Here is a 20,495-nt window from a genome sequence, read left to right as displayed (position 1 = left end):
CAAAATAAGCTTTTTACGTGAATTATTTTGCCAAGGAATATTTTACATCAATTTCTTTAACCACTTCAGCAAGCCCATTTTTTTGGCATAAGGAGGATAAATCATTTTTGTTAAACCCAATTTAGACTGAAAAACCACTGCTCTTTCGTGCGAAAAGGTCTTGAAACCAAAAACACCATGGCAACTCCCTATTCCACTGTTGTTAACCCCTCCAAAGGGTAAATTTGGATTGCTGATGTGGACCAGTACATCATTGACACAGGTTCCTCCGGCACTGGTTTCATTAATGATTTTATTTTGGCTTTGATTATGATCTGAGAAAACATAAAGTGCTAAGGGTTTAGGTTTACCATTTACAAAATCGATGGCTTCCTGTATGTTTTTATAAGTAACAACAGGTAAAACCGGACCGAAAATTTCCTCTTGCATAATGGCACTGTTTTCCTTTACAGCAGTTAAAAGCGTTGGCCTGATGGTTAAATCTTTTTCATGTGATTGTCCTCCCAAGGCCAATACAGCCCCATCATTAACCGCGTCTTCAATTAAACCGTTTAAGCGCTTAAACTGCTTTTCATTGATAATTTTGGCATAATCACTTTTGTTAATTTCGTTCCCATCAAAGAACATATTTTGAACTGCCGTTTTGTAATGTTCTACGAAATCATTTAACCTGCTTTCTTCAATCAGTACATAATCTGGCGCAATACAGGTCTGTCCGGCATTAACCAATTTGCCCCAGGCAATTTTTTCAGCGGCTTTTTTTAGATCACAGGTTTCATCTACAATAGCAGGCGATTTCCCACCAAGCTCCAAGGTAACAGATGTAAGATTTTTCGCCGCGGCTTCCATCACCACTTTACCAATTGCGGTACTTCCGGTAAAAAAGATATGATTAAATGGTAGTTTTAATAGTGCTGTAGAAATATCCACACCGCCCTCGAAACAGGCAATTTCATTTTGATCAAAAGTGTTTGCTATTAATTTACTGATTACACTGGAAGTTGCCCCACTCAATTCAGAGGGTTTCAGAATAACACAATTCCCCGCTGCTATAGCCGAAACCAATGGGCTCATCATTAACTGCAAAGGGTAATTCCACGGCGCAACAATTAAACAAACTCCCTTTGGTTCGTAATAGATTTTGTTGCTGGCAAAAAGGTTGCTCATGGTTCTACCAGCTGTTATTGGCTTCATCCATGAATTTAATTTTTTAACAGCATGGTCTATTTCCACATAAGTAAAAAACAACTCGGTTACCGCGCTTTCGAAACTGTTTTTACGCAGATCCTTTTCCAAAGCGGCATATATTTCCGCTTCGGCTTTTTCCAGGGCTTCTTTAAGCAGCTTTAGTTTCCTGATTCGTGTTTTAGCATCCGTTTTTCGCAATTCAATTTTATGTTTCTGCTGTAAACCAAAAACTGATTTAATCTGTTCTTCTATCATTAACAAATACTCATAATCTTTACCATATCAGCAATTTAAGAAAATATAAGGTTTTGAGGTGGTATGAAAATTAAAAGGTTAATCCCGCTAACCAATTTATGCGTTAAATTTAGTTAAAAGGCATCCTTTTCATTAAAAATTCATGCATTTAAAGCATATTGCGGTAAATTTTAATATTTCAAGATGAAAAGATTGTTTTTTGTTTTCGCATTCATAATTCCTATGGTTATCCATGCCCAAACCTCAAAAACAGATGTACTGGTTATTGGCAATGGCGATGCTGCATACTCGGCGGCCTATCAGTCGTTTAAATCTGGGGTAAAAACGATCCTGCTTACACAAAAAGAACAGCCCGACCTTAAGAAATTTGAAGGCCAGCCTAAAGCTACATCAGACTTTTATAATGCTTTTTTAAAAAGGGAAATTGAAAATGCAAAAAGTTTAAATATTCCCAAAGTAAAACCAGACAAGAAGAAGCCCATAAAAATAACCGTTGACAGCACACAGCTTTTAAATGTAATCAACAATACACCGTATATAGAAATCAACCGCTCAGGAAGTGGCTGGGACGTTAAACTCAGCAAAGATAGAAGCATTAAAGCTAAAATTTTGGTGATGGCCGATAATCCCGAAAAATTAATGGCCGCATTAAAAATTACAAGCTTAAATCCCGCAGCCTCCAGCCCTCTAAATTATAGCGAAAATGTATACAGAACGACAGTTGCCAGTGTTTCTTCAAAGGGAGCAAATTTTCTTTCTTTGTATAACTTGCTTATTCCAGACCAGGAAAATCTCTTATACACCCCTGCCGATCAATTCGAGATTGGTCCTGCAGCTGGTGCAACCGCAGCCTATGCCGCATTTTTCGATACCAAAACGAGTTTATCAAATCTTAAAAGGATTCAGGGAGAATTGTTAAGCTACAAACATCCGCTAATGCCTTTTGAAGACATAAAAGTTATCGACTCCAACTGGCTCGCGATCCAAAAAGTAGGCATAACTGGAATTATCAAGGCAGAAATCAGGCAGGGTAAAGCCTATTTTAATCCAGAAAAAGAGGTGAGCTACGACGAAATCAAACAACCGATTAAGGATTATTATTATAAAGCACAGATCTGGTTCGACGATCATCAGAACATTCCGATCAATTTAGAGAATACCATTGCCATGGTTTGTTACGTGGGCAATAAATCAGTTGAGGCAACCAAAGCTGAACTGCAGAAGAAATGGAACAAAACCTATAAGTTCACTTCTAAATACGACCTTAAAAAAGTGTTGAGCAGGCGAGAGTTTGCAGTAATCATCAATGAATATTTAAAGCCTTTTGATGATGTGAATGTGGATAAAACCGGGAGGGTAATCCGTTAATTTTTTTTGCCCTGGAGAGATAGATCCATAAGGAATTGTTATGGCAGGAGTTTCTGTGAATTCTGTGCTTCCGTGACAAAATCTCCTTTTTACAGTGGGGCTTGTTGTAACATTTCCATTTCCTTCTGAAATTAGCACGGCCATTATCTAAATTGCAGCCAAACCTAAAATTCATGAAGAAATATTTACTTTTCCTATTGCTCTGTTCGGGCGGATATACTTTTGCGCAACAACTGGCGCCCTTAACGGTCGAAAAAATAATGCGCGACCCCAAATGGATGGGCATTTCGCCAACGAATTTCCGTTGGACCGCAGACAGCAAAACGCTCTACTTTAACTGGAATCCTGAAAATAAAACCAAAGAAGAATTATTCAAAGTTTCGTCCTCTGCTTCAAAACCTGTTAAAGCTGCCGAAAAAGAAGATGAAAAGCTGCTGAGTTTGAACTATACCTACAATACCGACCGCTCCCTGGGTTTAATCGAAAAAAGCGGCGATATCTATCTCCAAAATTTCAAGAGCAACAAAGAAACACGTTTAACCAGTACACAGGAAAGGGAAAGCAGTCCGGTGTTTTTAACGACTGGAAATATTGTTTACCAATTGGGGGATAACCTTTTCGAGGTCAACCTAAAATCTGCCGAAACCAAACAATTGACCAATTTTGTTAAAGGTAAAAAAGCCGGAAGACCGGAAAACAAATCTGTTAGCGAGCAGGATAATTGGCTAAAAGCCCAACAGACGGAACTATTTGACATTATCAAAAAGAGAAATACAGAAACCAGAAGTAATGCCCGCGGAGGAAGGGGCCGCTCTGGTGCAGTCGCCGGAGACACCAAACCATTAAAAGAGCTTTATACAGAAGATAAATTTTTAAATGGGGTAAGTATTAGTCCTGATGGGCACTTCATCACCTACAAGCTCACGACCCCTGCACAGAACAACCACAATACTATTGTTCCAAATTATATTACTTCTTCCGGCTATACCGAAGATATTCCGGGCAGAACAAAAGTGGGAGAAAATGAAAATACCTCGCAAGGTTTTATCTACGATACCCAAAAAGATTCCGTTTATGCCATTCAGACTGCTACCATACCAGGCATTAAAGATCTTCCTGATTTTCTGAAAGATTATCCGAAGGAGCTGGACACTTTAAAAAAGAAAAACGCCGATCGGCCTGTAAATTTCTTTGGCCCAATTTGGAATGATAAGGGAAATACTGCAGTTGTGGTAGCCACTTCTACCGACAACAAAGACCGCTGGATCTTAAAACTAGATGCCTCAACAGGTAAATTTTCTCTGATAGACCGTCAGCGTGACGAAGCCTGGATCGGAGGACCTGGTATCAGCGGCTTTTATGAGGGCAGTACCGGATGGATCGATAATAACCGTTTTTACTATCAAAGCGAAGCAACAGGATATTCGCACCTTTATGTAGCTAATATTACGACAGGCGACAAAAAACAACTTACTTCTGGCAAATGGGAAGTGCAGTCTGTTCAGCTCTCAAAAGATAGAAACACATTTTACCTTAAAACGAATAAGGAGCATCCAGGGATTACGAATTTCTTTAAAATCAGTGTAAACGGTGGCGAGCTTGCTCAGATTACCAACATGAAAGGGTTGAATGACATTACCCTCTCTCCTGACGAGAAATACCTTGCCATTAACTATTCGTACATGGATAAACCTGGGGAGCTATATCTTCAACAGAATAAGGTTGGTGCCAAAGCTGAAAAAATTACACAGTCTACCTCAGCCGAATTTAATTCCTACAAATGGCGTCAGCCGGATATGGTAAGTTTTAAGAACCGTTATGGTGCCGATGTATATGCCCGGGTGTATAAATCGAACAATCCACATCCAAACCACCCAGCGGTAGTTTTTGTGCATGGTGCTGGTTATCTCCAAAATGTACATTTTGGCTGGAGCACTTACTTCCGCGAGTTTATGTTCAATAACTTACTGGCCGATAATGGTTATACGGTAATCGATATCGATTATACCGGGAGTTCGGGTTACGGCCGCGATCACCGCACGGGTATTTACCGCCATATGGGTGGAAAGGATTTAACCGACCAGGCGGATGGCGTTAAGTTTCTGGTAGAAAAATATGGTGTTAATCCGCAGCATGTCGGTTTATACGGCGGCTCTTATGGTGGTTTTATCACCTTGATGGCCATGTTTAACGAATCGGATGTTTTTGCAAGTGGTGCAGCTTTACGCTCGGTTACCGATTGGGCACATTACAACCATGGTTATACTTCGAATATTTTAAACGAACCATTTAACGATCCAATTGCCTACAAAAGAAGTTCGCCGATTTATTTCGCCGATAAGCTAAAGGGTAACCTTTTAATGGCCCACGGGATGGTTGATGTAAATGTTCATTTTCAGGATATCGTACGCATTAGCCAACGGTTTATTGAGCTTGGAAAAAACAATTGGGAACTTGCCGTTTACCCTGTTGAAGACCACGGGTTTATTGAGCCTAGCAGCTGGATCGATGAGTATAAAAGAATATTTAAACTGTATGAGAATACGTTGAAGAAGTAGTTTTTCCTAGTCCGGTCGTCCTTTAGATTTGTGATCTAAAGGACGACTTTCCTATTCAAGCTTGTTAATTATAGATACTATCTATCTGCAATAGATTTCTCGACTGCATTACACCCGATAGATATCGGGTCCGCTCGAAATGACAGCCATTTTACATAAATAGAAACCCGCTATATTTCACCAAAACAATATAGTTTTCATCTATATCGTTATCAATAAATACAATTAACAATAAGTGAAACGGGGTTGCTTGACAGCTGTTTTAGCCTTACCTTTGTGGCACAAAATTAAAGACAAAAAATTATGGCAATAGTAGGCAAAAAATTCCCGAGTGTTAGTATTGATGCAATGTCGGACATGGGTGATGACTTGAAAATCAATGTATTTGAAGAGGCTGTAAACAAAAATAGCAAAGTGTTATTGTTCTGGTATCCAAAAGATTTTACTTTCGTTTGCCCTACAGAATTACATGCTTTCCAGGCTGCTTTACCTGAGTTTGAAAAAAGAAATACCATTGTAATCGGTGCATCTTGCGATACCAACGAAGTTCACTTCGCATGGTTAAACACACCAAAAGATAACGGTGGCATTGAAGGTGTTACCTATCCGATTCTAGCGGATACCCACAGACAATTATCTGGTATTTTAGATATTTTAGATCAGGAAGTGAACTATGACGAAGAAGGAAATGAATCTTTCTCAGGATCAAATGTTTCTTTCAGGGCTACTTATCTGATCGACGAAACAGGTAAAGTTTTCCACGAAAGTGTTAACGATATGCCATTAGGCAGAAACGTTAAAGAATATCTACGTTTAATTGATGCTTATGCTCACGTTCAGAAACATGGCGAAGTTTGTCCTGCAAACTGGGAAGAAGGAAAAGAAGCAATGAATGCAAACAGAACTGGTGTAGCTGAATATTTAGCTGCCAACTAATTAAACAAAACGTTATGTTTTTAGAATTAACAGAAGATAATCTTCAACAATATTTGGCCGATAACTCAAAGGTTATGGTTCAGTATGCTGCATCATGGTGCGGAAACTGCCGGATCATGAAACCGAAGTTTAAAAAATTGGCTTCAGAAAATGAAGATGTAGCTTTCCTGATTGTTGATGCCGAGAAACTTCCAAACTCACGCAAATTTGCCAATGTGGATAATTTACCAACTTTCGCAGCTTTTGAAGGTGGTAACTTGGTAGATCAGGTGCAAACCAACAAAGCAGAAGGTTTAATAGAATTATTTAACAAGATCAAGTAATGAAGATTCCGGTAATAAGACAATTGTTTCAAAACACCACTCCGGCACAACTGGAGACCACTTTGGAGGTTTTAGAGGCTTTTTGTGAGTTTAGAGGCGTGAGCGAGCACGAGGTTGATGTTGCAGGCGAAATGATTACCAATATCTGCGGCGCCCTAGAAGTGCACCAGATGGTAAGTGAGGGTGCTGCAGAAAAGGATGCACTTAATGCTTTTGGCCAAAAAGTAATGGGTTCGATTGATCGATAATCGTCTTAAAGCTTAATCTGGCTTTTATAATATAAAATCCCCCGTTGATAAAAAATCAGCGGGGGATTTTTTTATGGTATTTTTCGTCATTGCGAGAAGGAATGACGAAGCAATCTATCCTGTTCAGCAAATATCCCTTAATTAATTTATTGTTTTTTTTGGAAAGCAAGTTTGGTTTTCCATTGGTTATTATTGTCCTGATGGGAATGGCCCGTTTTCTCGTTCCGGACGCAGTAAAGTCCTGCTAAACAAGAGCGACCTCTGTTTAGCTATGAGATAAAAATGGCAAACCATTACATATCACTATCTTCAAATCTACTTCGGGTTTTGTTCGGGTACAATTGTCACAACTCCGTCTGAGCTCCGAACCAGCTCCGAAGAGGATCCGTCTCAACCCTTAGTTCTACATACCCTGCCCGACGCCTTGAACGGTTCAGTTTTTATAAGTTGCTCGGGATTGCAAATCCTGAATAACAGAGAAATTAAAAAAGGTCTGTGAAAACACAGACCTTAGATTATATTTTTAAAGCACACAGCTTTGGAAAATCTACATGGTTTAGCAGAAAGTATTAAGCTAAATTCCTACCCGCATTTACGATACCGAAAACGGTCCTTACCGCAAGCTTTTCCAGCGCATGCTGGTCTTTCTCGTTCTGATCATGCTGTAGTTTTTCTAAAGCAAAATGCTGGATCAATACCAATGGCAGGATAATTTTCTCGCGTGTAGCGATTGATTTTTTATCTACAGGATAATTGGCCATCAAAGTTGGCTGTCCGGAGAGTTTTAAGAGCATCTCCTTCGCCAATTCGAATTCATTGTGCAATTGCGTCCAGAAAGCGCCAAACTCCTTATCTGCGGCCAAATGTGCTGTAATGGTGAAGTCTGATTTGCTCATACTCATCATACAGTTATCTACAATGGTTTTCAGGTAATCAGAATCCTGGTACACTTTTACTACCTTGTCCCAGTTCCCGGCTTTTTCCTGGCTTTTTAATGCCGTTCCCATTCCATAGAAACCCGGAACATTCTGTTTCAACATGCTCCAGGCGGTAACAAAACTAATGGCCCTTAAATCTTCGAGTTTCATCTCGCCGCCGCCGTTTCTCTTTACCGGTCGGCTACTGATGTTGGCCTGCGACAATAATTTTAGAGGAGATAATTTCTCTAAATAACTCACAAATAGAGGGTGCTCTCTTAAATCGACAAAAGCTTTATAACTTTCTTCGGCCATCTCGTCAAGCAGCGCTTTATTATCAGGATCTAAAAGAATGTTATGTTTCTCTTTCAATCCGGAAGTAAGTCCGGCGTTGATTAATTGTTCGATATTAAACTCAGCACTTTCAACCGAACCATATTGCGAACTGATGGTTTGCCCCTGAACAGTCAGCTGCATATTTTTGTTGGCAATTTCTTTACCCATTGAGGCATAAAAACGGTGTGTTTTACCTCCACCACGTGCAGGCGGACCACCGCGGCCATCAAAAAATGCCAGCTGAATATTGTGTTTCGCAGAAACAGCTGATAACGATGTCTTTCCGTTAAAGATAGACCAGTTGGCCATTAAATAACCGCCATCTTTGGTACTGTCGGAATAACCAAGCATAATATCCTGTTTATTCCCGCGGCTGGCCAGGTGTGCCTTATAAAAAGGGTTGCTGTAAAGCGTATCCATAATAGCCGCAGCACCTTTTAAATCGTTAACCGTTTCGAAAAGCGGCACAAAATCAATGGTGAGTGATTCTTTACTCCAGCCATTCCAAAGGAAAAGTTCAATGAGCTGAAGAATATCGCTGGCCTGCTGGCAGTTGCTGATAATAAAACGGTGACAAGCTTTTTCCCCGTTACGTTTTTGAATGCCTTTAATCTCTTTAATTACCTGGATGGTATCCTCAATTAAAGCATCTGGCTCACTTGCGTAAACGATGGTAGCTTCTTTAAAGGAAATGAGGCTTACTTTCTCTGCTTCCGATAATTTATTATAATCGGCCGGATATAAGGAAGAAATCGGTTTATTTTCACGGCAGTAGGCATGAACGCTTCTCAGCACACGGCTATCCTGACGGATATCCAGTGAAGCGAAATAATTACCATAAAGGTCTATTTTGCGGATCAGATCGTTAACCAGATCAACAAACAGCCCTTCGTGCTCAGCCAGTAACGTTTCCTTGATTTTATTCAGGTTATCTCTTAACTCCTCCGAAATATCGTGAAGTTCGCAGGTTTGATCAAAAGCATTCAGATAAAGTACATCATGCAGTTTTGCAATATTTTCTTCAACACCTCTAAAGGTAATGCGGCGTTTAATCACCCTGAAATCGCGGTAGTAACAACGGAACAGGATCTGGCGCAACATTTTAGAAACTGCTAAAGTGGTATCGGCATGAATATTTGGATTTCCATCCCGATCTCCTCCCGGCCAGAAACCCAGTTCAAGGATTTTCTTGGTTTCCAGGTTATATTCATCCAGGTTCTGATCAATCTCTTCCTGAATATTTGCCGCAGCAAAGTAGAACGTATTTTCCAGAAACCAGGCAAGGTTTAAGGCCTCATCAACCGGAGTTGGCGATTTTTTATTAAAAAACGGCGTTTTACCCAATTGCTGTAACAACGAGTTCATCGACGTAAGATCGTTATCCCTAATGGCCTTGGTTAAATCGGTAATGATGGCCAATACACTGCCCGGATAAAATTGGGTTGGGTGTGCAGTTAAAACCAAACGGAGCGAAAGCTCGTCGATCAGTTTTTCTATTTTAGCCAACATGGGTTTATTATCGGCATTCTTTTTTAAGATGAAAGCTAAAGTACTTTGCTCATCAGTAGTGTTTAATTTGGTAAATGAGGCATCTTCTACGGCATCAAAAAGCACCACCTGACGCTCGATATACTGGATAAAACGGAAAAGCAGGTCAACAATATCCTTTCGCTCGGTATAACTGGTATACTTGGCAAAAAATTCTTCGATCACCTGTGCAGGTTTTTCTCCGTTTGCAATACCTTCTTCACAGCTCTTAAAAAATAGCGGAAGCAGTGTTCCGGTATCTTTAATTTTGTAGAAAGGCAAAGTGAGAAATAAACTGTTAAATAGTTCAAATTTTGAGATGACCTCATTATTAAAAATAGATTCTCGTTGCGTAGTTAAACGAAGTTTGGGCATAGCTTATGCAATAGTTTTGTATACCGTAATACTACAAAAAATGCATAAGGTATTAAAATTCTAAGGCTTACAATTTGGAAAATTGTAGAATAAATTTTAATTTTAGAATCTTATTTGGCCACTATGTGGTTAAGTAAGAACATTTGCAATGTTTAAGGGCATTGCATTGATTGTTAATTTTTTGGGTTAAAACAGCCGATGTAATAAAATACACCGGCTGTTTTTGTTTTTTGCCAATATTTAGGCGATTTCTTTGCAAATTTTAGTGCGCATCGGTCACAATGTTTGCATTCTTCTTAAATTTTTGAAGATATAACAAAGGTATAGAGAACAACATAATCAATCCGGCAACCCAATAAGCATCGTTATAAGTGAGCAACATGGTCTGTTTAATTACAGACCCTTCTATCGCTTTCATTGCCATCAGTTTTGCATCCATCAATGATGAGCCTTTAGCCATAAAATTATGGATTAAGCCATTCAGTTTTGCCGTAAATGTGGGATTATAATCGTTTATATTGGTGAGCAGGTTACTTCTATGAAAACTTGAACGTATATGGATCAATGTGGTTAAAGCCGCAATGCCAAAAGAACCGCCCAATTGTCTGCTCATATTATTCAATCCAGAGCCTTGTCCGATTTCTGGTCCTGATAAATCTTGCATCGCCAGGGTGGTTAATGGTACAAATAGCAAGGCCATTCCAAATCCTCTAATAACTAAAGGCCAAAAGAAATCGCCCGTTCCTGATGCCAGCGTTGATTTACTCAGCATCCAACAGAACACGAAGAATAAAAACATTCCTCCTGTAGCCATAAACTGCGCTGGAACTCCTTTTTTAAGCATTATACCGATAAACGGCATCATGGAAATGGTACAAATACCACCGGCTATAAACAGCTTTCCGGTTTGTAAAGGCGTAAAACCCAATAGATTTTGCGCAAAGACCGGAAAAACGAATACAGAGCCGTACAATCCAAAACCCAAAATAAAGGAGGTAAACATCCCGATTGAGAAGCTTCTCTTTTTCATAATCCGAAGATTAACAATCGGATATTCAGCACTCGTTTCACGCCAGATAAATAGCAGTAAGCCAAAAACAGATGTTACAGCTAATGCAATGATATAAGGTGTAGAAAACCAATCTTCACTTTCACCTTTTTCCAATAAGGTTTGCAAACTTCCAACCGCCACAGCCAGTAAACCAATCCCCCACCAGTCAACAGGTTTCCCTTGCCCATCCTTGGGCGTCTCTCGAATAAAGGTAATGGTACAGTATGCGGCGAGTATCCCGACGGGAATATTTACATAGAAAATCCATGGCCAATCTGCTATTTCTAAAATATAACCTCCAATGGTTGGTCCAACAGTTGGTCCAACTACTGCACCCAAACCAAACAGGGCTGTTGCAATACCCACATCCTCACGTGGCCAGGTTTCAATCAAAATAGCTTGTGCTGTTGATATTAAACCGCCCCCTGCCAAACCCTGAATAACCCTAAATAAAATAAGTTCATTCAATGAAGTGGCGTTTCCGCATAAAAAAGAAACGAGTGTAAAAACGATGATAGAGGTTAAGAAATAATTTTTGCGCCCAAAACGACTGCCCAACCATCCCGACATTGGCAGGATGATTACATTCGCAACGGCGTATCCAGTGGATAACCAGGCCACATCCTCCAGGGTTGCGCCCAGGTTTCCCTGTATTTGAGGGATCGCCACGTTTACGATTGTTGTATCAATCAGCTCCAATAATGAAGCTGTGATTACCGTAAATGTAATGATCCACTTTTTTAAACCTACTTCGGCCATTTTAAATGTTATTTAGTAGATACTGAAGCTTTAACGCTCATTCCTGGACGTAATTTGGTCAACAGTTCTTTTGATGGATGAATTTTGATTTTTACAGGTATACGTTGAACCACTTTAACGAAGTTACCGGTAGCATTGTCAGGAGGCAATAAAGATCCTTTTGCTCCGGTAATTGGAGAGAAATTATATACTTCTCCCTGGATTTTTTCGTCAGGATAAGCATCAACTTCGATTTCTACCTTAGAACCTTCTTTAATTTTCTCTAACTGGGTTTCTTTAAAGTTTGCCGTTACATAAAGGCTTCCGTCGTTCACGATCGAGAATAAAGACTGACCAGCCTGAACCAACTGTCCCTTTTGCACATTCTTTTTAGAAACAATACCGGTAGCTGGTGCTTTAATATCGGTATACGATAACTGAAGTTTTGCAAAGTCGATATCACTCTGACGCTGGCTGATTACATTGCTGCTCACGGCCAATTGCGACTGGGTGGTGCCAACCTGCTTCACTGCAGCATTATATTGATCTGTTGCAGCCTGATAAGCAGCCTGCGCTGATTCTTTCGATGCTTTTGCCTGATCGAATGCCTGTTGGGTAATTGATCCGTCTTTTACCAGGTTAGCATAACGGTCGTAATCTTTATTGGCTAAGTTTAATTTAACTCTTGCCGCGGCTACGTTTGCTTTTGCGGTACTTGTATTCGCTTCAGTTGCGATAATTTGCGATTGTGCCACACCAACACCTGCGCTTGCACCTTTCTGGCCCGATTGTGCCTGTTCTAATTTAACCTTGTAATCGTTGTCATCAAGTTTTACTAAAACCTGATTTTCGGTTACATGTGTATTTTCTTCAAAATTAATATCCTTCACATAACCACCAACACGGGCAACAACAGGACTGATATCTCCATCAATCTGGGCATCATCCGTATCTACGTGTTTACTATAATAACTCCATTCTGTAATCCCGAAGATTATACCTATTACTAGTAAAACACCTAAAATGATGGGTACTACTATGTTCTTTTTTTTCTTTTCAGTTGTCATTGCTGTATTTATTGCGTTATTTTTCCTGTTGATTTTAATAGGGTATAGTAAGCCAAACCTGCGTCGGCCTTAGCTATCTCTAAGTTTATTTTTGCCTGGTATAATAAAGTTTCTGCATCGATGCGATCGGTAACAGACGCCACATTGTTTTTGTATTTAGATGCCAGTAACTTGTCGTTTTCAGTAGCCTGGGCAATTGAGGTTTCCAGAACCTGGATTTTATTCATTGCCACCTGGTAACCCTGAAAGTTTTTGTTGATATCTGTTTTTACCTGATCAGATAATATATCTTTCTGAATGGTAATTTCACTTTGCTGGATTTTCGCTTCGCTTACCTTATTTTTGTTTGTCCAAAGGTTTCCAATATTCCACGAAACCGTTGCGCCCAGGGTAACCGGCATTAAATACTGGTTTGTTGGTGGGATAAAATTACCGCTTGGGTTAATGTAATACAGGTTTGCACCAACACCAACCGTTGGCAAAGTATTTGCCTTAATGGTTTTAATGTTAAAATCGGCAACCTTGTTTTGCACATCAAGTTGTTTTAGCTCCTGGCGGTTTGCCATTGCCTGGCCGATGTATTCGTTTAATGATCCTGGTGTTTTTAAGCCTGCTGTTGGATCAACAATTTTAACTTCGGTATCTTCAGGCAAGCCTAAAAGAATATCCAGGTTGTAGTTGATCACTTTACGGTTACTCTCAATGTCCATTTGCGTTAACGTCACATTTGCCTGTTGCAACTGGAAACGCAATACATCATTTTTGGTTACGATTCCTTGTTCGAAGAAACGCTGTGCCTGTTTAATCTGCGCCGCAATCGATTCTAAGTTCTGATCGACCACTTTTCTGCTTTGCAATACTTTGTATAAAGAATAATAGGTATTGATTACGGCATAAGTGATTTCTTCTTTGCTTTTATCGGCATCTAAACGTGCAACATCTGCCAGTAATTTAGTCGATTCTTTTGCGTATCTTAATTTACCCCCGCCATATACCAATTCCTGCACTGCCGCAGTACCAACAAAAGCATCGGCTCTTTTTGGTAACTGTAAGGATGATCCACCTCCGGGTAAAGTAAAAGTATTGGTTGGGATTTCAGCGTGGTTGTATATAAAGCTTGCGTTTGCGGTAGGCAAAACATTGTCTTTAACAACCTCAAGCTGCGCAACAGCCTGATCGATTTTGTTCTGTGAAAGTTTTAAGTTTTTACTATTGGCTATGCCAAGTTCTATTGCCTGGTTAATATTTAATTCCTTTGTGCTCTGCGCAAACAAGGCCGCCGGAATTAATGACGCCGCAAGCATTAATCTGATTGATTTGGGTATCATCTTTTTGTTGTTAAATAAACTGTTGTTAGATCTTGTAAGTGAGCTATCGCCCGCTCTTTAATAATTTTTTTGTCTTTTGGGTTATTGAGATCGAAGTTCGAGCATGAGATCACCTTATGTGGAGCGATAACAATATTGGTTATGGTGCCCATGATGGTTGCAATTACCATCCGTACATCTACCTTGTTAAAGCTGCCATCTTCTATTCCATCGGTAATGATGCGATCGATAAGCTGCATGTTATGACTCATGGCATCTTTAATCTTATCGTACATTTCGGGCCTTTGGGTTAAAGACAGTTCCCGGTGCATCATTTTGTGAAACGCAGTGTTATTCATGATCCTGTTTACATAGCCCTCTATAACCCTATGCAATTTTTCCAATGCCGAAATCTTATCTTCATTGATGATTTTTAACTGAGAGGCGAAACCAGCAATACGCTCGTTCATGATCTCCATAAAAACACCTTCTTTCGAACCGAAATAATAATTTATCATCGCCATGTTCGCACCAGATTCCTTCGCAATCTGACGGGTAGAAGTACCCTCATACCCTGTTTCGCAAAACAACTTCTCAGCTGCGTCGAGTATGGCCTGTCTTTTATCTACTTTTTCTGTTTTCATTTCTTTTTGACAGCACAAAATTAATCAAACGATTGATTGATTTCCAAATGTTTATCTACTTCTTTTACATTATCTTGATAAAACCCTAATTTTAATTGAAATAATGAGTCATCTAATGAAAAATAAGCCCCTCTTAGCCACAATCTTCATCTTAGGTTTATCATTCTTATGTTCATTTGTGGGTGCTGAACAAGAGCACCAGCAGAGCTGGATCAGGATCAATTTGCTTGGTTACCCTACCCAAAGCACTAAAGTTGCCGTTTGGGCAAGCAGGTTGAGTGATATACCCAGGCAATTCGAAATTATAGAAAAAGAAAGCAATCAGGTTGTTTACACCTCAACCAATATTAAAAGTTTTGGCGGATATGGTCCTTTTAGCCAAACGGCGAGATTAAACTTCAGTGATTTTAAAAGTGAAGGAAAGTTCTTCATCCGCGCTAACGGCATCCTTTCTCCTCTATTGCTGATCAATAATAATGTGTATAAAGGTGCGGCTGATTTCTGCTTACAATATATGCGCCAGCAACGGAGCGGCTTCAATCCATATTTAAAAGATAGTTGCCATACACACGATGGATTTGTTTTGTATGGTGATAAAGCGGGCATTAAAGACAGTACCCATTTTGATGCCTCGGGCGGTTGGCACGATGCGAGTGATTATTTACAATACTCGACCACCTCAGCCAATGCAACCTATCATTTATTAATGGCCTATCGTGATTTTCCACAGGTTTTTGACGATCAGCAACAGGCAAATGGTTTAAGTGGAAAAAATGGAAGAGCTGATGTTTTGGATGAAGCAAAATGGGGTTTAGATTGGTTACTGAAAATGCACCCGCGAAAGAATGTGATGTTTAACCAATTGGCCGACGACCGCGACCATATCAGTATGCGCATTCCAAAGGAAGATAGTCAGTATGGAAAAGGATTTGAACGCCCGCTTTACTTGATTACCGGCGAGCCACAGCAGCGCGGTAAATTCATGAACAATACCACCGGAACAAGTTCTACAGCGGCCAAGTTTACAAGTGCTTTTAATTTAGGTTCTGTTCTGTTTAAAGAGGTTGATCAAAGTTATTCGAAATTACTCCTTAAAAAGGCTAAAACCGCTTATAAATTTGCCCTTCAAAAACCTGGGGTAACGCAAACTGCATCTGTAAAATCGCCCTATATTTATGCTGAAGACAACTGGGTTGATGATATGGAGCTGGCCGAAACATCGTTCAATTTCGGAAAAAGAAAGCCTGATCAAAAAAAAACAGATCAGGCATTGCAATATGCCAGACAAGAAGCCATAACGCCCTGGTTGCAAAAAGACACCGCGGCGCATTATCAATACTATCCCTTCATCAATCTGGGGCATTACGAAATCGTTAAACAAGATCCAGAAGATAAAACTGCCCTCGCCTATTATAAAGAAGGTATAACCCAGGTTTGGAACCGGGCAAAAAACAATGCCTTTTACCGGGGTGTTCCGTTTATCTGGTGTAGCAATAACTTAACTGTTGCCTTTGCCATGCAGTGCAACTGGTATTCAGCCCAAAGCGGTGATAAAACCTATACCGAGCTGGAACAGGCCAATTTCGACTGGCTTTTTGGTTGTAACCCCTGGGGAACCAGCATGGTTTATGGTTTGCCTCAATGGGGAGATACACCTACGGATCCACATTCGGCCTTTACCCATTTAAAAAATTATCCTGTTAGCGGTGGTCTGGTTGATGGTCCGGTTTATACCAACATTTATAAAGGCCTGATCGGAATTAAATTAAACGAAGCGGATGAATATGCCGACTTTCAAAGTGATCTGGCCGTTTACCACGACGATTACGGCGATTACAGTACCAACGAACCTACCATGGACGGAACGGCATCGCTGATCTATTTACTAGCCGCGAAAGAAGCGCAGTCTATAACTCCATCAGATCATAAAACGTATCATTTAGGCGCGACCATCCGTGGCGATTCTACTCAGAAAAAAATCTACCTGGTGTTTACGGGTGATGAGTTTGCAGATGGTGGTGAAAAAATCAGTGAAATATTGGCCAGGGAAAAGGTTAAGGCTTCCTTTTTTCTAACCGGAAATTTTTACCGGAACCCAAAATTCAATTCTCTGATTAAAAAACTCAAAAATGATGGCCATTATCTCGGTCCGCATTCCGACCGGCATTTATTATACTGCGATTGGGTTAAACGTGATAGTCTCCTGGTCACCAAAGCCGAATTCGAACAAGATTTAACCAATAACTATCAAGCCATGTCGGTTTTTGGAATCGACAAAGAAAAGTCCAGGTATTTTTTACCTCCTTACGAATGGTACAACGAAACCATTGCCAACTGGACTAAAGAGCAAAACATACAACTGGTTAATTTCACCCCGGGTACACGATCTAATGCAGATTATACTTATCCTGAAATTGGAAAAGCTTATAAATCCAGCAAAGAAATATATCAATCCATTGCCGCTTTTAACGAAAAAAAAATGAACGGTCTGAATGGTTTTATCCTACTGTTACATATTGGTACCGACCCCCGGAGAACCGACAAATTTTATACCCGATTAACAGAATTGCTCGGTTATCTAAAAAAGTATGATTATAAATTAGCCAGGATCGACAATTAATTGGATTATTGAAGAGAATGACAAATTAAAATTTAAAATAAATATTAACTTTGCCTCCAAATAACAAAAAACATGAGTGTACAAGAGAACAGCAGCAATAATTTCAACTGGTTATATTATGCTTTAGGCTTATTCTTCGGAGTTTTAACCGGGGCAATCATTACGCAGAACTATATTTTCGCTTTATTAGGTGGTGTTTTAGGTTTGTTAACAGCAGGCTTATTTTTAAACGCAATCGTTAAAGGAAGAAAATATTAGTTTCTTTTACCAATTACATCCTACCAAGGAACAATAATTTATTTCCACAGCAAATGAGACTTTTATGATTTACCAATAAGTGTAAAGCCATAATGGTTTCACCGCCACAGAAAACAAAAACCTACAAATGAAAAATATCTTCATTGTTGTTTTCGCTCTTTTTTGTTTTAGCGCAAATGGCCAACAAGCCGCTAACGCTGAGATAAAATTCCCTGTTGCAGATCCTAGTCCGGCAGATATTGTTTATTTTCCTCTTAATGCCCCAAAGGCAAAAGCAGGCGAGCTAACCAAGCCGGTTATAAAGATCGTTTATTCGCGCCCACAAAAAAAGGGACGTGATATCTTTGGTGTTTTAGAACAGTATGGAACCGTTTGGCGCTTCGGGGCCAACGAAAGTACGGAAGTGCGCTTCTTTAAAAAAGTAACGATTGGTGGAAAGAAAATTAAAGCCGGTACTTACAGCCTATTCGCCATTCCAAACAAAGATAGCTGGACTATAATTGTAAACAGTGAGACTGATAAATGGGGTGCATTTACTTACAATCCATCTAAAGATATTGTTCGCGTAAATGTTCCTGTTAAAACATTAGCAAAACCGATCGAATACTTCTCGTTAACCTTTACAGCACTTAATGAGGGCGCAAATCTGGTGATCGGCTGGGACAAAACCCAGGTAGAGTTACCGATCAGTTTTTAAGAGAAATAAAAAAAACAAGAAAGTCCCGGTCAAAAAAACCGGGACTTTCTTGTTTTTAACGGGAAGTTGTGGCCAGTCTTTTAGCTTCGCCTTCGCTTGAAATAAATACTTTGTACACCTGCGTGATTTTCCATTCACCATCCTTATTCTTTTCGATAATCACAAAGTTTTGTTGAGCGCCATCAAATAATTCGTAATTGATATCCACGCGGGCAATTACCAACGCATCAGTTTCAGAAACAATGGTAGAGCTGATATTACAATCGCGCTGAATAACGCCCTCATTTTTCTTCAGCTGATTCAACACATCAACCGCTTTATGCTTAATTATCCTCACGTCTCTATTTGAAGTAAAAACGGCATCCTCACTCAGCACAGCTTTTAACTTTTTATAATCAGAGTTGATAAAGCTGTCCATATAATAATTGATAACTGATTTATGGCTGGCAGTTGGTTTTTCTGCAGCCAAAATAGTATTGGTGATTGTAATACCTAATAATAAAATCACTAAAGCTCTTAATTTCATAATATCTGTGTTTTTTTATTAAAGGTCGGGTGGAACCGAGAATAATAATATGCCGATAACACCTTAATGATGAGGTAACTAAAATGTGATAAACATCAAAGGATAGGTGCTAAAGCAAAAAAGCAAACTCCAATCCTGGCAGTTTGCTTTTTTAATCATTATTAACCTAAACAGGAAAAAACTTCTACAAATTGTCCTGCAAGAGCTTCAAAAATAGTTTCATCCCAACATTCAAAATGTGCAGAAATCACTATTTATATTTTAATTCAACCTACTCTTCTTATACTTTAAAGGCGTAATGTTGAAGGTATGTTTAAATAATCTGATGAATGAACTTGGGCATTCAAAACCTACTAAACCCACTATTTCATTTAATGTATAACTGGTGGTTTGCAAAAGTTTTTTTGCCCGGTTTAACCTTAATTGCATTAAAAACTGGTAAGGACTAATTTCATAGGCTTCTTTAAAGGTTCTTAGCAAGTGATTAACCGACAAACATGCTTGTTCTGCAATATTTTCTAATGTTATGTTTTGGTTGTAATTACTACTAATGTACTCTTTGGCCAGTGTTAATCTTTTTAAAACCTCCTCCCTGGTTTTTGTTTTGATAAAACTGAGCTTATCGAGTTTTTGAAGCACTTCCTTATCGTAAATTTTATAATAGTTTAAAAGGCAGTGGTACATATATTCATTGATCAGCATTTCATCTTTCAAACCCTTATCCAGCTGGCTCTTTAAATGCAGCACATTAAAACGCATATCGCCGCTAAATGGATACAATGATTCGATAAATGCCGGTGTTCCTTTTACTTCTTTTCCATTAAGTAAACCTTCATTGCTATTAGAGAAGGTATGATGAAAATCTTTAACAAAATTTTCTCCAAATGAAACCGAAAGGGTATTTACCGGGCTTATAGAATCTATTTTGCTGCAAAAATTTGTTCCCGCATTTACCACCGCAAATGTATCCGGGTAAATACTAAACTTGCGCTTGTTAATTTCGCAGTTTTCTGTTCCGCTAAAAACAAATTTAATGGTATAAGCATCGTTCTGCTGCTCATAAAGTGCCTCACAAGTACTCTCGCTAACTATCTTATTCCTGTTGCTTAATTCTTTTACGTATCTCATGGCATTACTCCTCATTATAGTTACGTTGTTCCAAAATGATAAAATCATTACCATAAGGATCAGAAAATTCGATACTTAAACCCTCGCTTAAATAAGAGGGTGCTTTTTTAAAAATGACTCCCCTTGATTTTAGCCTGCAGTAGTCCTCTAAGCAATCATCGCTCGTTAATAAAATTTTATTGGTCTGGTTTTGATGCTTATGTTCAGAAAGAAAAATATTCGTGTCACCATCTACCTTAACCAATATTGCTTTTTCTTCGTCACAGATCATTGTCACCTCTGTAAACATTCCTAAACAATTGGTATAGAAAGCATCTGCATCATTTAGTTGCTTCACTTGCACATAAAAGAATTTTGCAGATTGGCTCATTACCCCGTTTAATTGTATGACGTAAAATTAAACTGAAATTGAACCCAAAGGATCACCC

Annotated in this window: 17 protein-coding genes; 8 read left to right on the top strand and 9 right to left on the bottom strand. The window is 39.2% G+C overall.

Annotated elements, in window-relative coordinates; translation table 11 throughout:
- Positions 1-42: 42 nt before the first annotated feature.
- Positions 43-1,443, bottom strand: a complete 1,401-nt coding sequence (locus AC04Q1_RS08930; protein ID WP_478363802.1) for an aldehyde dehydrogenase family protein — start codon at positions 1,441-1,443, stop codon at positions 43-45.
- A gap of 183 nt (positions 1,444-1,626) precedes the next feature.
- Here AC04Q1_RS08930 and AC04Q1_RS08925 point away from each other — a divergent pair, with 183 nt between their 5' ends.
- The 5 genes from AC04Q1_RS08925 to AC04Q1_RS08905 all read left to right on the top strand — a co-directional run bounded on the left by AC04Q1_RS08925 (position 1,627) and on the right by AC04Q1_RS08905 (position 6,876).
- Complete coding sequence (locus tag AC04Q1_RS08925; RefSeq protein WP_478363800.1) at positions 1,627-2,811, top strand: hypothetical protein; 1,185 nt, start codon at positions 1,627-1,629, stop codon at positions 2,809-2,811.
- Between the two features lie 173 nt (positions 2,812-2,984).
- Positions 2,985-5,369 carry a S9 family peptidase gene (locus AC04Q1_RS08920; RefSeq protein ID WP_478363799.1) on the top strand — a complete coding sequence of 795 codons (2,385 nt, stop codon included), beginning with the start codon at positions 2,985-2,987 and terminating at the stop codon, positions 5,367-5,369.
- A 303-nt stretch (positions 5,370-5,672) separates the two neighbouring features.
- A complete protein-coding gene (locus AC04Q1_RS08915) occupies positions 5,673-6,305 on the top strand; it encodes a peroxiredoxin (RefSeq protein ID WP_025141704.1) in 633 nt (210 codons plus the stop codon).
- A gap of 14 nt (positions 6,306-6,319) precedes the next feature.
- Entirely contained in the window at positions 6,320-6,628 is a 309-nt protein-coding gene (locus AC04Q1_RS08910; protein ID WP_109925589.1) for a thioredoxin family protein, read from the top strand.
- Positions 6,628-6,876 carry a DUF6952 family protein gene (locus tag AC04Q1_RS08905; protein WP_010599336.1) on the top strand — a complete coding sequence of 83 codons (249 nt, stop codon included), beginning with the start codon at positions 6,628-6,630 and terminating at the stop codon, positions 6,874-6,876. Before AC04Q1_RS08910 ends, AC04Q1_RS08905 begins: the two co-directional genes overlap by 1 nt.
- Before the next feature lie 569 nt (positions 6,877-7,445).
- Here AC04Q1_RS08905 and AC04Q1_RS08900 read toward each other — a convergent pair.
- The 5 genes from AC04Q1_RS08900 to AC04Q1_RS08880 form a co-directional block, all read right to left on the bottom strand.
- Entirely contained in the window at positions 7,446-10,031 is a 2,586-nt protein-coding gene (locus AC04Q1_RS08900; RefSeq protein WP_478363797.1) for a phosphoenolpyruvate carboxylase, read from the bottom strand.
- Between the two features lie 262 nt (positions 10,032-10,293).
- Positions 10,294-11,841: a DHA2 family efflux MFS transporter permease subunit gene (locus AC04Q1_RS08895; protein WP_478363795.1), complete on the bottom strand. Its 1,548-nt coding sequence runs from the start codon at positions 11,839-11,841 to the stop codon at positions 10,294-10,296.
- 8 nt (positions 11,842-11,849) lie between these two features.
- Positions 11,850-12,887, bottom strand: a complete 1,038-nt coding sequence (locus AC04Q1_RS08890) for an HlyD family secretion protein (RefSeq protein WP_478363793.1) — start codon at positions 12,885-12,887, stop codon at positions 11,850-11,852.
- Positions 12,888-12,895: 8 nt separating this feature from the next.
- The gene (locus tag AC04Q1_RS08885; protein WP_478363792.1) at positions 12,896-14,215 is read right to left on the bottom strand and encodes a TolC family protein; all 1,320 of its coding nucleotides are present in this window, start codon (positions 14,213-14,215) and stop codon (positions 12,896-12,898) included.
- Positions 14,212-14,838, bottom strand: coding sequence for a TetR/AcrR family transcriptional regulator (locus AC04Q1_RS08880; RefSeq protein ID WP_478363790.1), 627 nt, complete (start codon positions 14,836-14,838; stop codon positions 14,212-14,214). The genes AC04Q1_RS08885 and AC04Q1_RS08880 overlap by 4 nt, the downstream gene beginning before the upstream one ends.
- A 115-nt stretch (positions 14,839-14,953) precedes the next feature.
- Between AC04Q1_RS08880 and AC04Q1_RS08875 the strand changes: the two genes are divergently transcribed.
- The 3 genes from AC04Q1_RS08875 (at position 14,954) to AC04Q1_RS08865 (ending at position 18,413) form a co-directional block, all read left to right on the top strand.
- Positions 14,954-17,458, top strand: a complete 2,505-nt coding sequence (locus AC04Q1_RS08875) for a bifunctional glycoside hydrolase family 9 protein/polysaccharide deacetylase (protein ID WP_478363789.1) — start codon at positions 14,954-14,956, stop codon at positions 17,456-17,458.
- Positions 17,459-17,530: 72 nt separating this feature from the next.
- Positions 17,531-17,716 (top strand): hypothetical protein, encoded by a 186-nt coding sequence (locus tag AC04Q1_RS08870; RefSeq protein WP_025141696.1) that lies wholly within the window; start codon positions 17,531-17,533, stop codon positions 17,714-17,716.
- Between the two features lie 127 nt (positions 17,717-17,843).
- Positions 17,844-18,413 (top strand): DUF2911 domain-containing protein, encoded by a 570-nt coding sequence (locus AC04Q1_RS08865; RefSeq protein ID WP_478363787.1) that lies wholly within the window; start codon positions 17,844-17,846, stop codon positions 18,411-18,413.
- A 55-nt stretch (positions 18,414-18,468) separates the two neighbouring features.
- Here the strand turns inward: AC04Q1_RS08865 and AC04Q1_RS08860 are convergent, their stop codons facing one another.
- The 3 genes from AC04Q1_RS08860 to AC04Q1_RS08850 form a co-directional block, all read right to left on the bottom strand.
- Positions 18,469-18,939: a Cif family virulence factor gene (locus tag AC04Q1_RS08860; protein WP_478363785.1), complete on the bottom strand. Its 471-nt coding sequence runs from the start codon at positions 18,937-18,939 to the stop codon at positions 18,469-18,471.
- A gap of 261 nt (positions 18,940-19,200) precedes the next feature.
- Entirely contained in the window at positions 19,201-20,067 is an 867-nt protein-coding gene (locus AC04Q1_RS08855) for a helix-turn-helix domain-containing protein (protein WP_478363784.1), read from the bottom strand.
- A gap of 4 nt (positions 20,068-20,071) precedes the next feature.
- Positions 20,072-20,437: a VOC family protein gene (locus AC04Q1_RS08850; protein ID WP_478363782.1), complete on the bottom strand. Its 366-nt coding sequence runs from the start codon at positions 20,435-20,437 to the stop codon at positions 20,072-20,074.
- Between the last annotated feature and the right edge of the window lie 58 nt (positions 20,438-20,495).

It is taken from the genome of Pedobacter humicola (assembly GCF_056490705.1).
Note: the sequence above shows the minus strand (reverse complement) of the source record. Positions and strands in the feature narration are given on the sequence as shown.

Excerpts from the sequence above, each read along its gene's own strand:
- AC04Q1_RS08920 (WP_478363799.1), top strand. The coding sequence starts at position 2,985 with ATGAAGAAATATTTACTTTTCCTATTGCTCTGTTCGGGCGGATATACT.
- AC04Q1_RS08895 (WP_478363795.1), bottom strand. The coding sequence starts at position 11,841 with ATGGCCGAAGTAGGTTTAAAAAAGTGGATCATTACATTTACGGTAATC.
- AC04Q1_RS08910 (WP_109925589.1), top strand. The coding sequence starts at position 6,320 with ATGTTTTTAGAATTAACAGAAGATAATCTTCAACAATATTTGGCCGAT.
- AC04Q1_RS08925 (WP_478363800.1), top strand. The coding sequence starts at position 1,627 with ATGAAAAGATTGTTTTTTGTTTTCGCATTCATAATTCCTATGGTTATC.
- AC04Q1_RS08905 (WP_010599336.1), top strand. The coding sequence starts at position 6,628 with ATGAAGATTCCGGTAATAAGACAATTGTTTCAAAACACCACTCCGGCA.
- AC04Q1_RS08890 (WP_478363793.1), bottom strand. The coding sequence starts at position 12,887 with ATGACAACTGAAAAGAAAAAAAAGAACATAGTAGTACCCATCATTTTA.
- AC04Q1_RS08930 (WP_478363802.1), bottom strand. The coding sequence starts at position 1,443 with ATGATAGAAGAACAGATTAAATCAGTTTTTGGTTTACAGCAGAAACAT.
- AC04Q1_RS08850 (WP_478363782.1), bottom strand. The coding sequence starts at position 20,437 with ATGAGCCAATCTGCAAAATTCTTTTATGTGCAAGTGAAGCAACTAAAT.
- AC04Q1_RS08915 (WP_025141704.1), top strand. The coding sequence starts at position 5,673 with ATGGCAATAGTAGGCAAAAAATTCCCGAGTGTTAGTATTGATGCAATG.
- AC04Q1_RS08885 (WP_478363792.1), bottom strand. The coding sequence starts at position 14,215 with ATGATACCCAAATCAATCAGATTAATGCTTGCGGCGTCATTAATTCCG.
- AC04Q1_RS08880 (WP_478363790.1), bottom strand. The coding sequence starts at position 14,838 with ATGAAAACAGAAAAAGTAGATAAAAGACAGGCCATACTCGACGCAGCT.
- AC04Q1_RS08875 (WP_478363789.1), top strand. The coding sequence starts at position 14,954 with ATGAAAAATAAGCCCCTCTTAGCCACAATCTTCATCTTAGGTTTATCA.
- AC04Q1_RS08900 (WP_478363797.1), bottom strand. The coding sequence starts at position 10,031 with ATGCCCAAACTTCGTTTAACTACGCAACGAGAATCTATTTTTAATAAT.
- AC04Q1_RS08865 (WP_478363787.1), top strand. The coding sequence starts at position 17,844 with ATGAAAAATATCTTCATTGTTGTTTTCGCTCTTTTTTGTTTTAGCGCA.
- AC04Q1_RS08870 (WP_025141696.1), top strand. The coding sequence starts at position 17,531 with ATGAGTGTACAAGAGAACAGCAGCAATAATTTCAACTGGTTATATTAT.
- AC04Q1_RS08855 (WP_478363784.1), bottom strand. The coding sequence starts at position 20,067 with ATGAGATACGTAAAAGAATTAAGCAACAGGAATAAGATAGTTAGCGAG.
- AC04Q1_RS08860 (WP_478363785.1), bottom strand. The coding sequence starts at position 18,939 with ATGAAATTAAGAGCTTTAGTGATTTTATTATTAGGTATTACAATCACC.